This window comes from Chromatium okenii, assembly GCF_016583745.1.
Taxonomy (GTDB): Bacteria; Pseudomonadota; Gammaproteobacteria; order Chromatiales; family Chromatiaceae; genus Chromatium; species Chromatium okenii.
In genome coordinates this window covers 82,184-94,364 of record NZ_NRRQ01000002.1, presented here as the reverse complement: position 1 = coordinate 94,364, position 12,181 = coordinate 82,184, and the positions used below count along the sequence as shown (strand labels likewise).

The 12,181-nt window shown below is 51.3% G+C and carries 12 protein-coding genes; 8 read left to right on the top strand and 4 right to left on the bottom strand.

From position 1 onward, the window contains the following. Positions 1 to 54 precede the first annotated feature (54 nt). Positions 55 to 1,293, top strand: a complete 1,239-nt coding sequence (locus CKO12_RS01180; RefSeq protein ID WP_200152896.1) for a GlgC family sugar phosphate nucleotidyltransferase — start codon at positions 55 to 57, stop codon at positions 1,291 to 1,293. Positions 1,294 to 1,422: 129 nt separating this feature from the next. Here the strand turns inward: CKO12_RS01180 and CKO12_RS01175 are convergent, their stop codons facing one another. After that, positions 1,423 to 1,908 carry a cyclic nucleotide-binding domain-containing protein gene (locus tag CKO12_RS01175; protein ID WP_200152895.1) on the bottom strand — a complete coding sequence of 162 codons (486 nt, stop codon included), beginning with the start codon at positions 1,906 to 1,908 and terminating at the stop codon, positions 1,423 to 1,425. A gap of 206 nt (positions 1,909 to 2,114) precedes the next feature. Between CKO12_RS01175 and rpsF the strand changes: the two genes are divergently transcribed. The 5 genes from rpsF to dnaB all read left to right on the top strand — a co-directional run bounded on the left by rpsF (position 2,115) and on the right by dnaB (position 6,916). Next, positions 2,115 to 2,501 (top strand): 30S ribosomal protein S6, encoded by a 387-nt coding sequence (gene rpsF / locus CKO12_RS01170; RefSeq protein WP_200152894.1) that lies wholly within the window; start codon positions 2,115 to 2,117, stop codon positions 2,499 to 2,501. Positions 2,502 to 2,559: 58 nt separating this feature from the next. Further along, positions 2,560 to 2,784: a 30S ribosomal protein S18 gene (gene rpsR / locus CKO12_RS01165; RefSeq protein ID WP_105072465.1), complete on the top strand. Its 225-nt coding sequence runs from the start codon at positions 2,560 to 2,562 to the stop codon at positions 2,782 to 2,784. A 56-nt stretch (positions 2,785 to 2,840) separates the two neighbouring features. Then, positions 2,841 to 3,752 (top strand): hypothetical protein, encoded by a 912-nt coding sequence (locus CKO12_RS01160; RefSeq protein ID WP_200152893.1) that lies wholly within the window; start codon positions 2,841 to 2,843, stop codon positions 3,750 to 3,752. A gap of 137 nt (positions 3,753 to 3,889) precedes the next feature. Then, positions 3,890 to 4,339 carry a 50S ribosomal protein L9 gene (rplI, locus tag CKO12_RS01155; RefSeq protein WP_200152892.1) on the top strand — a complete coding sequence of 150 codons (450 nt, stop codon included), beginning with the start codon at positions 3,890 to 3,892 and terminating at the stop codon, positions 4,337 to 4,339. 141 nt (positions 4,340 to 4,480) lie between these two features. Next, on the top strand, positions 4,481 to 6,916 hold the full coding sequence (gene dnaB / locus CKO12_RS01150) for a replicative DNA helicase (protein ID WP_200152891.1): 2,436 nt from the start codon (positions 4,481 to 4,483) through the stop codon (positions 6,914 to 6,916). Positions 6,917 to 6,929: 13 nt separating this feature from the next. Here dnaB and CKO12_RS01145 read toward each other — a convergent pair whose 3' ends face one another. Genes CKO12_RS01145 through CKO12_RS01135 form a run of 3 tightly spaced genes read right to left on the bottom strand, consistent with a single transcriptional unit; the run spans position 6,930 to position 11,251 of the window. Beyond that, a complete protein-coding gene (locus tag CKO12_RS01145) occupies positions 6,930 to 9,182 on the bottom strand; it encodes a hypothetical protein (protein ID WP_200152890.1) in 2,253 nt (750 codons plus the stop codon). Positions 9,183 to 9,207: 25 nt separating this feature from the next. Further along, positions 9,208 to 10,254 (bottom strand): hypothetical protein, encoded by a 1,047-nt coding sequence (locus tag CKO12_RS01140; RefSeq protein ID WP_200152889.1) that lies wholly within the window; start codon positions 10,252 to 10,254, stop codon positions 9,208 to 9,210. 34 nt (positions 10,255 to 10,288) lie between these two features. Beyond that, positions 10,289 to 11,251 carry a hypothetical protein gene (locus CKO12_RS01135; RefSeq protein ID WP_200152888.1) on the bottom strand — a complete coding sequence of 321 codons (963 nt, stop codon included), beginning with the start codon at positions 11,249 to 11,251 and terminating at the stop codon, positions 10,289 to 10,291. Between the two features lie 228 nt (positions 11,252 to 11,479). Here CKO12_RS01135 and CKO12_RS01130 point away from each other — a divergent pair, with 228 nt between their 5' ends. Continuing rightward, complete coding sequence (locus tag CKO12_RS01130; protein WP_200152887.1) at positions 11,480 to 11,752, top strand: ribbon-helix-helix domain-containing protein; 273 nt, start codon at positions 11,480 to 11,482, stop codon at positions 11,750 to 11,752. Between the two features lie 2 nt (positions 11,753 to 11,754). Further along, positions 11,755 to 12,042, top strand: a complete 288-nt coding sequence (locus CKO12_RS01125; RefSeq protein ID WP_105074770.1) for a type II toxin-antitoxin system RelE family toxin — start codon at positions 11,755 to 11,757, stop codon at positions 12,040 to 12,042. Positions 12,043 to 12,181: the final 139 nt, after the last annotated feature.

Here is a 12,181-nt window from a genome sequence, read left to right as displayed (position 1 = left end):
CCCTTGATTCCCGCTAAACTGGACAGTCACACTCTTTCACTTTGTAACAACGCTATGTCTACCGATACGCTTATTCTTGTGCTTGCCATTGATCGTGGTACCGGTCCTGACCCACTGACTTTACATCGCACTAAGGCGGCGGTTCCTTTTGGCGGTAAATATCGGGTAATTGATTTTACCTTGGCCAATTGCCTTCATTCTGGCTTGCGGCAGGTTTTAGTGTTAACGCAGTATAAAAGCCATTCGCTTCACAAACATTTACGTGATGGGTGGTCGTTATTTAATCCAGAGTTAAGTGAATTTATTACTCCAGTTCCGCCCCAGATGCGCGAGAGCCAAGAATGGTATGCTGGTCCTTTTGATGCCATTCGTCAAAACCGTTATCTCATTGAACGGAATCGCGCTAATCATGTATTGGTGTTGGATGGGAATGCAGTTTATCGAATGGATTACGCGGAATTGGTACGCGCCCATCGTGATTCTGCATCACAAATTACGGTTGCGGTGCGGACGACATCTGGTTTAGATACGGGAACGCAAGCGCGGGCAATTGTAAATGATGATGAGCGAATTCAAACGTTTTTACCGCCGGTGACTCCAGAGCAATTGGAAGTAGTTGGTAACACTGAATATCTTACAACGATGGGCGTTTATTTATTTGATAAAAAGTTTTTACTGGAACAATTAAATAAAATCGAGCGTGGTTCGCTGTTAGATGCTAACTTAGCATTGGATTTAATTGCACCGTTGACTTCAGAATATTTAGTTTCTGCATACCGTTTTGGGCAAATGCGTGGGCGCGTAACGCCAGATCGTTATTGGAGTGATCTTGCCTCTATTGATGCGTATTATCAAGCAAATATGGCGCTGTTACGCGCTGAACCGCCATTAAATCTTTATCAAGCCAATTGGACAATTAACACCTATCAAGGGCAGTATCCACCAGCGCGTACTGTGCCCGGTGCAATTAGTGGTAACGAAGGCGTGTTTGTTAATTCAATGCTGGCAGCAGGAACAGTGATTAGTGGTGGCGGGGTGAATCATTCCATTCTATTTCCACGAGTCAAGGTGCAAGATGGGGCGATTGTAGAGGCGTCAATCCTGTTTGATGGTGTGATTGTGGGTGCTGGCGCACATTTGCAAAATTGTATTATAGAAAAAGAAATTGAAATTCCAGCCGGAGAACAAATTGGTCTTGATCTAAAGCGTGATCGTGAACGATTTACGGTGTCTGATTCTGGAATTGTGGTGGTCACCAAGAAGGATTTATTTTTAGCAGGTGAGCATGAATGATGCTGTCATCATGCGCTTGTAAAGTCGGGTAACTGGGTTGTGGTGTGTTCTGGGCAAACGTGCATTTCCAAAAGATGACATTGAATACATCAAGATGGCAGTGACGGTTGCCCAGTGCTATTCCCGCGCTCAATATAACGCGTGAGAACTGCTCACATATTTTGTGAGTTCAACGTGCTGGGCGTTCATTCGCCGCAGAATGTCTTGGCTCACCCGCACAATTGTTTGCATCACCCGATAAACTAACCAAGGATGCGTCATTAAAAGTGATTCAAATGCGTCACGGTCTACACTGCAAATTTGCGTTCTTCCGAGTGAACGCAAGGTGGCGGTGTGTGATTTGCCGCTAATAAAACCCATCTCGCCCGCTAAATCTCCCGTATGCAATACGTGAATGGTGGCGTATTCACCTTTCCCTAAATCACGAGTGACGGCTAACGCGCCTTCAGTAATGACATGTAAATTGTTAGTCACTTCGCCTTCGTGAATCAAAATCTCTCCGTCTGCAAGCCGCCGACAATGCGCAATGCTGGCTAACGCTTGCACCTGTTCGTCAGTCAGACCGCTGCCGAGACTCGAACTGCGCAGTGAAACGAAATCGTGCTCAACGCTCATCGCTATCCCCCAATATTCTAATGTGCTCTTAAGATTATCAGTTTGATCTAGGGCACGGTAGCGATCAAGCCAGATTTCAACTTTTTGTGTGCTTGGGGTGTTCAAAAAACGGTATTTTCAAGTATGATGCGCGATTCCCAACGCTTATTTTGGGAATCTCCTTGCCTCACCGCTTGCGGGGGGCTGTCAATCCGAAGGGAGCAGCAATGCGACATTATGAAGTAGTTTTTTTGGTACACCCAAGCCAGAGTGAACAGGTGCCGGCGATGGTTGAGCGTTATCAAGGCGCACTTGAAAAACGCGGCGGGATCGTACATCGCTTTGAAGATTGGGGGCGGCGTCCGCTTGCTTATCCAATCAATAAGGTACACAAGGCGCATTATGTGTTGATGAATGTCGAGTGCGACCAAGACGCGATTAACGAATTGGAAAGTGCATTTCGTTTTAATGATGCGGTGATGCGCAATATGATTATTGTGCGCGGGACGGCAGTGACGGAACCATCGCCATTAACCAAAGGTGGTGATGACCGCGAACGCCCTGAGATTCCGACCGATGATTTTCGGCGGGATGACTCTGGACGTGACGATTAAAACCCGCATTGGAATGTCATTACTTTCCTATTCACTGAGTTAATTACGGAGCATCACTGTGTCTCGATTTTTTCGTCGTAAACGTTATTGCCGCTTTACCGCCGAAGGTATTGCTGAGATTGATTATAAAGACCTCAATCTATTGAAGGCTTATATCAGCGAATCGGGCAAAATCGTTCCGAGCCGTATCACCGGCACTTCCGCAAAATATCAGCGCCAGCTCGCGCAAGCAGTGAAACGCGCCCGCTTTTTGGCGCTGTTGCCCTACACCGACGGTCATTGAGTGCCCACGCCCCAGCGCGTGATCACGTCTGAGCAACCACCGTTGCGCTAGTCACCATGATCGCCCTTGCCCGTTTCATCATGCGCGGTCGTGCCCAAGCCGCTCTCGTGGCTGCCACAACCGCCATGTTATCGCTGCTGATGCCATTGTTTGGCGTACTCAGCGCGGCCAGCGTCGGCGTCGTCACCTTGCGTCAAGGTGGGCTGCAAGGCGCGATAGTCGGCGCGATTGCGACTCTCGGCACGAGCATCTTGACCCTGTTGATCTTGGGTACGCCGCTCTCCAGCATCGGCATTGTGCTCGTACTCTGGCTGCCGACGTGGTTATTGGCGAGCGTGTTACACCGGTCGCGCTCCCTGCAAGGAATGATGCAGCTTGCCGTGTTCGGTGGCAGCATTTTGGTGCTGGGGTGGCGATTCAGCGTTGCTGATCCAGCAGGTTATTGGTTACATCTGCTGGAACCGGTGCGGCAAACCCTCGTTAGCGACGGGTTATTGACGGCAGAGTTGAGTGTGCAGGTGGTGCAACACGCGGCACAGTGGATGACCGGCAGCGTGGCTGTTGCTTTCGTGCTACAGACGCTGGTGAGTTTGGTGCTTGCCCGTTATTGGCAGGCAGCACTCTACAATCCCGGCGGCTTGGGCGAAGAATTTCGGGCGCTGAATTTTGGGCACCGCAGCGGCATCGGATTCATCATTGTGCTGCTTTGGTTTGGCATCAGTCCGCAAGCGGGTGTCATCGCTGATATGCTGTTGCTGTTGAGCATTTTTCCGATCATTCAAGGACTTGCAGTTGCCCATGCGCTCCACCACCGCTTGCAAGCGGCTGGCGGATGGATGGTCGGCGGTTATGTCTTGCTGCTGTTATTGATGCCACAGACAGTGCTCATCATCGCTGGCGTGGGAATGCTTGATATTTGGCTTGATTTGCGCTCCCGCATGGATCGCATTGCCAAACCTCCTCGCTAACTTTGGTAAGCCGGCGCGGTGCAGAAAACTGTTCAAGATATTAGGCTTGCGTTAGACGCATCAGCGCGTCAACCAAGTGCGGATCAATCCACCTCAATCACGCGTGATTGAGGTTTTTTGGAATAGGAATTTTAGTTGTGGAAATCATCTTGCTAAAAAACGTACCGAACCTCGGCGTGCTCGGGGATAAGGTCAAGGTTCGCGCCGGCTATGGGCGCAATTATCTGGTTCCAGCCGGCTTTGCGGTGTCTGCCACTGCCGCCAATTTGGAAGCATTCGAGGCACGGCGGGCAGAATTAGAACGCGCTGCCGCAGAAATGCAGGCCGCCGCAGAAACGCGCAAAGCCCAACTGGACGGAATGCGCTTAACGCTGGCGCGTAAAGCCGGTGATGAAGGACGCCTGTTTGGTTCCGTTGGCACCGGCGACATTGCTGCCGCAGCTTGCGCGGCGGGGATGACCTTGGATAAAGCGGAAGTGCGGTTGGCTAAAGGCGCACTCCGTGCCATTGGCGAATATGACGTAACGCTGCGGCTGTATACCGACGTCGAAGCCGTCATCAAGGTCGATATTATTCCAGAAGCCTGATTGCTCATCGCCCCGGCTCCGCGCTGGGGTTCTCGCATGTTCTCCTGATTATTCAACCTGTTAGCATCGTATTTGCGGTGATCACGCCGCCGTTCTCGGTCGCATCGTACAATTGCGATTTAATGATGTTCGGCGCTGCCCATGACTGCTGATTACGACGATCTGCGCATTCCCCCCCACAACCTACACGCAGAACAATCCCTGCTCGGCGGGCTGATGTTGGATAACAGCGCCTGGGAGCGCGTGGCAGAAATCGTCACCGCACACGACTGTTATCGGCGCGAACATCGCCATATTTTTGAAGCGATTCAAACGCTTGCCGACGAAGGACACCCCTTTGATCTCGTCACCCTCGCCGAAACTTTAGAACGCTGCGAGCAGCTCACCGCCAGCGGCGGTATGCCTTATCTCACCGAACTGGTTCGCGACACCCCCAGCGCCGCCAACATCCATGTTTACGCCAAGATCGTGCGGCAAACCTCCGTCTTGCGGCAAATCATCACCTCCGGCGTCGCCATTGCCGACAGCGGCTATCACCCCAACGGTCGCAAACCCGCTGAACTAATTGATGAAGCGGAACAGCGGTTATTTGCCATTGCCGAGCAAGAAGCACGCGGTGGCGGTGGTTTTCAACCGCTCAAAGATTTAGTTGCCAATGCAGTCGCCCGCATTGATTTACTGTTTCAATCGGGCAAAAAAATCACCGGCTTATCCAGTGGATTTAAAGATTTTGATGACATGACATCGGGTTTGCAACCAGCGGATTTAATTATTCTAGCGGGGCGACCCTCAATGGGAAAAACCGCGCTGGCGATGAATATCGCCGAATTCGTAGCACTTGATTCTAAACGTCCCGTTGCCGTATTTAGTATGGAAATGCCCGGCGATTCATTAGCCATGCGGCTGCTGTCCTCATTAGGTCATATTGATCAGCAACGGGTGCGCAGTGGGCAATTAAATGATGATGAATGGTCACGCTTAACGATGGCCATGAGCACCTTATCCACCGCGCAACTTTTTATTGATGATACTCCCGCGTTATCTCCCACTGAATTACGCACCCGCGCCCGCCGCTTAAAACGCGAACACGACGATTTAGCGTTAATCGTCATTGATTATCTGCAATTGATGCAAGAACCGGGCAGTGAAAATCGCACCAATGAAGTCTCAGCGATTTCGCGGAGCTTAAAAGCCTTAGCAAAAGAACTTAATGTGCCCGTGATTGCATTATCACAATTAAATCGCGGTTTAGAACAACGCCAAAATAAACGTCCGGTAATGTCGGATTTGCGGGAATGCGTCAGCGGCGACACGCGGGTATTATTAGCTGACGGTCGTGCTATTGCAATTCGTGAACTTGTTGGTCAGCAACCGCAAGTACTTTCTATTAACGCATCTGGACAAATCACGATTGCCCGCAGCGATTGCATTTGGAGCGCAGGAATAAAAGATATTATAAAACTGCACTGCGCCAGCGGGCGAGTGCTGCGCTGTTCTCAACAACATCGCGTATACACGCCAACCAATTGGGCGGCAGCGCATACTTTACAAATTGGCAATACAATTGGCATCGCAGCGCAATTACCAGAGCCGCTGCACACCTATTCTTGGTCAGAACACGCCATTATTCTACTTGCGCATTTGCTAGGTGCGGGGCGCTATTGCACATCACAACCGGGATGTTATGTCATCACACAGCCCACCGATCAGCATGATGTCATCACCGCGATTCACGCTTTTGGTAATACCGTGACTGCGTCTGTGATAACCGGCAATTGGCAGCAATGCGTCATTCACGACGTGGCTGCGGGTCAATTGGGCGTGATGCAATGGCTTGCCACATTAGGTATTGATGGGAAAACGGCAATTGAAATGCGGCTACCAGTTGGCGTGTTTCAACTCCCCAATACGCAATTAGCACTATTTTTGCGGCATCTATGGGCAACACGCGGGCGGATTGATTCATATCAGCACGGCAGTGAAATTGCCTTTACAACTGCCAGTCAACAACTCGCAATTGATCTCACCACGCTATTATTGCGTTTTGGCATTGTTGCTTACCTAAAACACAATACCACTGCTAAAACTAGCCGAGGCTGGTGGACGGTTTTTCTCGCTGAAAATGCGCACAAACGTTTGTTTTTACAACATATTGGCGCTTGTCGCGTACACGCGGAATCCGCCCAACGTTTAGCAACGCAATTGCAATTGTATACAATGGCACCGCTGCGCTCTGAACCCATTTTTTGGGATGAAATCGTTGCAATTACTGCGGAAGATGCTGAAGAGGTCTTTGATTTAACGGTGCCAGATACGGCGTGTTGGTTGGCTGATGGCGTGATCAATCACAATTCTGGTGCCATTGAACAGGACGCGGATTTAATCGTGTTTATTTACCGCGATGAGGTCTACAACAAAGACAGCCAAGATGCTGGCACCGCTGAAATCATTATCGCCAAACAACGCAATGGCCCGATTGGTAGCACGCGCTTAACATTTCTCAATCAATACACTAAGTTTGAAAACTTCATTAGTGACGTATACAACGACGGCGAATCCGAACCACAACCCTATTAAATGCGCCACGCGGTTATAATGGCAATAAACCGCTGTCTCGCAATTGCGCTGGCGTGACTGCCGTTGCAGACAGCAACACTTGTTTTTCAAACGCAGCACGGTTTTGGCACAGTTCATTCCAATTGACTAACGTGCCCGATGCTAACCAATCAGGAAAATTGACTCCTATTTTTAATTGGCGTTGGCGTTGCAATTGGCACAAATAATTGGCGCTGTCACCTCGGTTGCCCATTAACGCATGTAACGCTGCCAACTCAATAAAATAGCGGTCGCGTTCCAGATTAACGCTTATTTCGTCCCACGTTGGTAGCGTATTGGCAATCGTTAAAACTTTGCGCTGTGCAAAATGTAAAAAGCTAAAAATCAATCCCGCAGGTCCCGCATCACCTTGTTGTAAAAGGTTGATTAACGCCGGAAAAAATGGCGTGATGACTGCCAGCGCGTCGGTATCTTGACGCAACCATCCCCACGCCGCCACCGCTCGCAAAAGATATACGCCGGTATCATTGCCGTTGCCAATATCAGTTGGCCTTAACGTCGCTAAAAAAGAATACGCTTGTTGTAGTTCTGCTGGCGGTGATAATTGACACCACGCTGAGATGTAAATCAAGCCTGCAATTTCTCGCAGACCATCACCATTAAATTGCGCAGCAGCACGATATTTTTGTTGATAAAACGCAAGTGCTCGCTTTGCATTCCCATTGCGTAAAGCAGCGCGTGCCCGCCGATCTAATAATTTGTGGCGCTCAAATTCCGTATCGGTATCATGCTGTCCGACGAGCGCAGCATCGAGTTCTTCTAATAATTGTTCAGCAATTGCGGCGTGATTCAAATCCACCAAGATATTGCATAAATGACCAATAACACCCCAACAATTTGAGCGATACAAACCGTTGGCATCATAGAATTCAGCCGCTGAACTGTGCTGCATTCCTAAAATTAAATCTTGTAGCGCGGCGCTGTATTCACCTTTGCGATAATATAACTTTGACCAATAATGCAGCAGTGGCAATGAATGCGTGATTTGTTTCTTATCTAAAAGGTGCCGCACTCGTTTTAATTCTGCAATTTGGTCGTGGGCATAAGCCTCAGTGAAATGCGCCAGCAGTGGTGCCACCCAAGCGCGACTGAGCATTGGCAATGTTGGTTCCAACGGCTGCAATTGCGCCCGCAAGGTACGCCGCGCCGATTCATCGTGAGCCGCAATGCCCAACAGCTTTTTGAAAGCGCGTTCGGCAGCATCAAGCGTTTCCTGTTGCGCGGCGGTGCGACGGGTCAAGCGCGTCACCAATTCTGTCAACGCGCCCGGCTCATGCTGGGCGGCAGCCAATTCTGCGTCCGCGTATTCGCACCAGCGCGGCGTTGTCGCCATCCGCAAATCGCCGCGCCCCAGCAGCAGCAATCGCCCCGAACTGTGGCTCATGCCGCTGGCAACCACCATCTCGCGCAGCAGATCGTCGGGACGTTCGCCCTTGCACCAGCGCGGTAGAAAGGTGCGTAAAAACGCGCCAGCAGCGGTCAATGTCGGCTGTCCCAGCGCGGCCACCACCGTTTGTGCCCCAGCGTTGAGCAACCGCTGCGCTTCGTGGAGCACATTGCCATCAGCGTCACCACACGCCAGCAACAGCACCAGCGGCGGCATTCCGCGCTCCGTCGGCAGCGTCCACGGCGTGCCATCTGGCAAACGCAGTGCTGGCGCGTGGGCGCATTCCGTCCCGTGCGCGATTACGCACAGCGCGGCCGCCGTCGTCAGATCGGCATAAGCGAGATAGGAATTCACCGCTGCGGCACCGGTGATGATCTGCGCTGTGCCGACCGGCAGCAGACGCGCTGGTGAATTGAGCTGTTCAGCGGGCGGCAGCAGATCGCAAATCACGCAATCGCGCTGCGGTGCTAATGGCGGCAGCGGTGCGTGTTCCGCCGCACTCAGGCGATTAACACTGAGCCGCGCATGAAGCGATGTCCCGTCAACCTGCAACCATTCAAAGGGGAAATGCTGCCAACTGGTGGCTAACTGCGGGTGAAGATGCAGGCGCACAGGCTGGCGCTGGACGCTGGCGCGTAACCGTGCCGCGAAGCTCGGCACCAACGCCGTTTCTAGCGCCCAACATTCTTGGTGTTGGCACAGCCGCCGTGCGCGCAGCGGAGCAAATGCTGGGCACACCGGCGCAGTCTGTGGACTGAGATCGGGAAATAAGCAGGTCTCAGCCGCCTGCCACCAGCGCACTGCGCCAGCTTCTGGCCACAACCACACGTCAACTGGCATCGCGCTCTCCGTAAGCGGTGGTGGACTAATTCGGCAACACCTGCGGAAACGGTGCTTCAAATAACAGGCGCTCATCCAGCGCGTATACCCGCAGCGTCAACTGCTCATCGGCACCGATAAACAGATCGCCCTGCGGACAGGTGTGATCTAACTGCCGAAGCTGGCGCACCTGACCATCTGCCGCCACCAATTCCACCCGCACCGGCTGCTGCGGTTGCCAATGCGCTTGAATCAGCACTGCATCGCCGCTCGCCGTGGGGAGGAGGTGCAATTCCAAAAGACCGCCAATGCGCCAACGCTGGCTGGTCAGCGCCGCGCCGAGCGTCGGTTGCAACACCGGCTCCAGCGGCAATTGCCACCGCTGCGCGACATCGCGCCAAGTCGTCAGCATTTGCTCCAACCAACTCGTGGCTGGTGCCACCGGTGCTGGCGCGGCAGCGTGAATTTGCAGAGCAACGGCGTGATACAGCGCCTGATAGCGCCGTCTCGGATCGTGGTCAGCGCCGAGCGGAGTGCCGGTGAGCAACACCTGCCCGCTCGCCGTCACTTGCTGGAGCAGCGCCCCCGGCTCGGCGCGAGCATCACACGCTGCTCCAGCCTGCACCTGCGCCGCCAATTCCATCATCGCCGCCAGCCGTGCCGGTGACAGAGCGCCGATGGCGGCGGCGATCTGCTGCGGATGAACGCGCACGGGATTCCACAGTTGCACCACCGTCGCCTGCGGATCAAAGGGCGCGTCCTGCTCCTCCAAAAACACGTCGGCGGCGGTGGCGTAATCGGTTTCGCCGGCCATGAGATAGCCCTGCCAGTAGTCATCTTGCAGCGCAGTTAGGAGCACGGCGACCGGCTGCGGTTGCTGCAAGCGCACGATCACGCCGGGGCGCGGCGCTTGCTGGGCATGGTGCGCAGCGGCGCTGGTGCGAGCCGCAATCAGCGCGGCGAGATCAGCCGGCAACGCCACCGGCGTGGCCTCAGCTTCCGCATCTGGCCAATCATCAAAATCGACACTGGCATCAATAACGGGTGGAAATAAATTATTTTCAATCACGGTTAAATGAGGGACGAGACGCATGTGATTCTCCAATGTTTGAGGATACGAAAGAACATTAAACCAACGGCGGCGTTACGTTTGTTGTCGATGTCGCCTGCTGGGATAACGCAATCCGACAGAGAATTTTTAATGCGATCCTCATTTCAAGGCGCTGGCTGGTATCCAGTGCAATGCCAAGTTGCGTGAGCCATTGTCCGAGATAGCTTTTGTGGAAGCTGGCGCTGGCATCGGCATTATTTTTAGGTGTATTGATGCCCAATTTCACTGCTTTTTGATAATACGACGGAATATGTTGTTGGCGTGATAATGCCAATAAAGAAACGCGGGCGTCACTGTCTGGACAAAAATTCTGCGTCAAATACAGTTGAATCCAACTTAATTCTTCATGCAACCCTGTCCAAATATCGCTCGCAGTCAAAAACTGTTCAGCCGCAGCCACAATCTGGTTAAGATCAAGATTCAAATGATCAGATGCTTGCGCCAATTGTTGCGAAGATTGCAGCGCCCACTCCACCATATCAACAATGTTTTCCTCAACACCGGTGGCAAATAGCGATTCAAACAAAGTTTCAGGTGTCGATGCTTCATCATCGGCATTTTCAGTTTCTGAAGCCATTTTCCAAGAATCTTTATCCAAAGCGATTTGTTCCGCGTCGTGTTCCTGAGTGTCATCGCTATCGTTATCCTTGCCGCTCAGATTAAAGACTTTTTTGGGTAAGACGCGTTGGCAATCAATGAGATAATTGTAATACCATGCTTTAAGCGCACCAACATGATTGACAGTTGAAGGGCGGTCGGCGGTTGCTAATACCTTCTCAATAAAAAATTCATGCACATAATCCAGATTATCAGCATCACCGGGCAGAGCGCACAATAAACTTCTCACCTTGCCGCTAGGATTGCGTAATACGCTGCAAACGACGTTATACAGTTGTGCCCACTCAGCCTGATTTAAGGTTGCGCGGCGTTGCCATAACGACTGGAGCTGGGCGTTCAATATGTTTGCATTGGATGTCATAACCATAAATCCTATAGTGTAATGGTGACGAGGCGCTGCGGATCGCGTTGAGCAGACGCATTTTTGCAAGATGTGGGATGAAGCTGTTTTGAATCTGCGCACGACATAAGAATCATCGCACCAGCGTCTCCAACTTGCAACATGCACTAAACATCAGTGCCAGCCTGAGCATTTTTTATGCTGCGCCCTTTGTCGCTTGATGGCGGTAGTTGATTCAGAGTAAGCTATATGCTGCTCACAGCATTTGACCACAAACACCAAAGAGCGCAACCAATGCCCACAAAAAATCCGAGAATCAACGTCGTCGTTGAAAAACCGCTTTATATTGCTCTTCAAGACCTCGCTGAAGACGAAGGAATTTCTGTATCAATGTTGATGCGCGATTTGGTGAAAGAGGCGCTTGATATTCGTGAAGATCGCGCTTTGACTGATTTGGCTACGGAACGAGAGCAGAGTTTTGATCGCTCTCAAGCGTTGACTCATGAAGATGTTTGGAACTGAAAATGAATTTTTCTATCATTTATCATCCAGATGTCAAAAAACGAGATATTCCGGCAATCAATAGCAATGTGCATCAACGTTTGAAACAAGCCATTGAAACCCGCCTGATGGTGGCACCTCAAGATTATGGTGAACCCTTACGCAAAACACTAAAAGGATATTGGAAACTTAGGGTTGGCGATTACCGTATTGTTTTTCGGATTGACAAACAAGAAATCCTCATTCTTGGTATTTGCCATCGCAAAGAAGTCTATCCACTCATGGAAAATCGCCAACACAATCCAAGGTAATTTTGTCATTCTGCATTTCAAAAAACCGCGCTTTGATTAGCAACCCAACAACTTGCATCAACATCAATATGATTAAATTGAACCGTCGTTAAAAAATCGGGACATTTTTTCATGCCTCAGCGGTTGGTTATGTTGGGTT

Excerpts from the sequence above, each read along its gene's own strand:
- rpsF (WP_200152894.1), top strand. The coding sequence starts at position 2,115 with ATGCGACATTATGAAGTAGTTTTTTTGGTACACCCAAGCCAGAGTGAA.
- CKO12_RS01145 (WP_200152890.1), bottom strand. The coding sequence starts at position 9,182 with ATGCCAGTTGACGTGTGGTTGTGGCCAGAAGCTGGCGCAGTGCGCTGG.
- CKO12_RS01130 (WP_200152887.1), top strand. The coding sequence starts at position 11,480 with ATGCTGCTCACAGCATTTGACCACAAACACCAAAGAGCGCAACCAATG.
- CKO12_RS01135 (WP_200152888.1), bottom strand. The coding sequence starts at position 11,251 with ATGACATCCAATGCAAACATATTGAACGCCCAGCTCCAGTCGTTATGG.
- CKO12_RS01175 (WP_200152895.1), bottom strand. The coding sequence starts at position 1,908 with ATGAGCGTTGAGCACGATTTCGTTTCACTGCGCAGTTCGAGTCTCGGC.
- CKO12_RS01125 (WP_105074770.1), top strand. The coding sequence starts at position 11,755 with ATGAATTTTTCTATCATTTATCATCCAGATGTCAAAAAACGAGATATT.
- CKO12_RS01180 (WP_200152896.1), top strand. The coding sequence starts at position 55 with ATGTCTACCGATACGCTTATTCTTGTGCTTGCCATTGATCGTGGTACC.
- dnaB (WP_200152891.1), top strand. The coding sequence starts at position 4,481 with ATGACTGCTGATTACGACGATCTGCGCATTCCCCCCCACAACCTACAC.
- CKO12_RS01140 (WP_200152889.1), bottom strand. The coding sequence starts at position 10,254 with ATGCGTCTCGTCCCTCATTTAACCGTGATTGAAAATAATTTATTTCCA.
- CKO12_RS01160 (WP_200152893.1), top strand. The coding sequence starts at position 2,841 with ATGATCGCCCTTGCCCGTTTCATCATGCGCGGTCGTGCCCAAGCCGCT.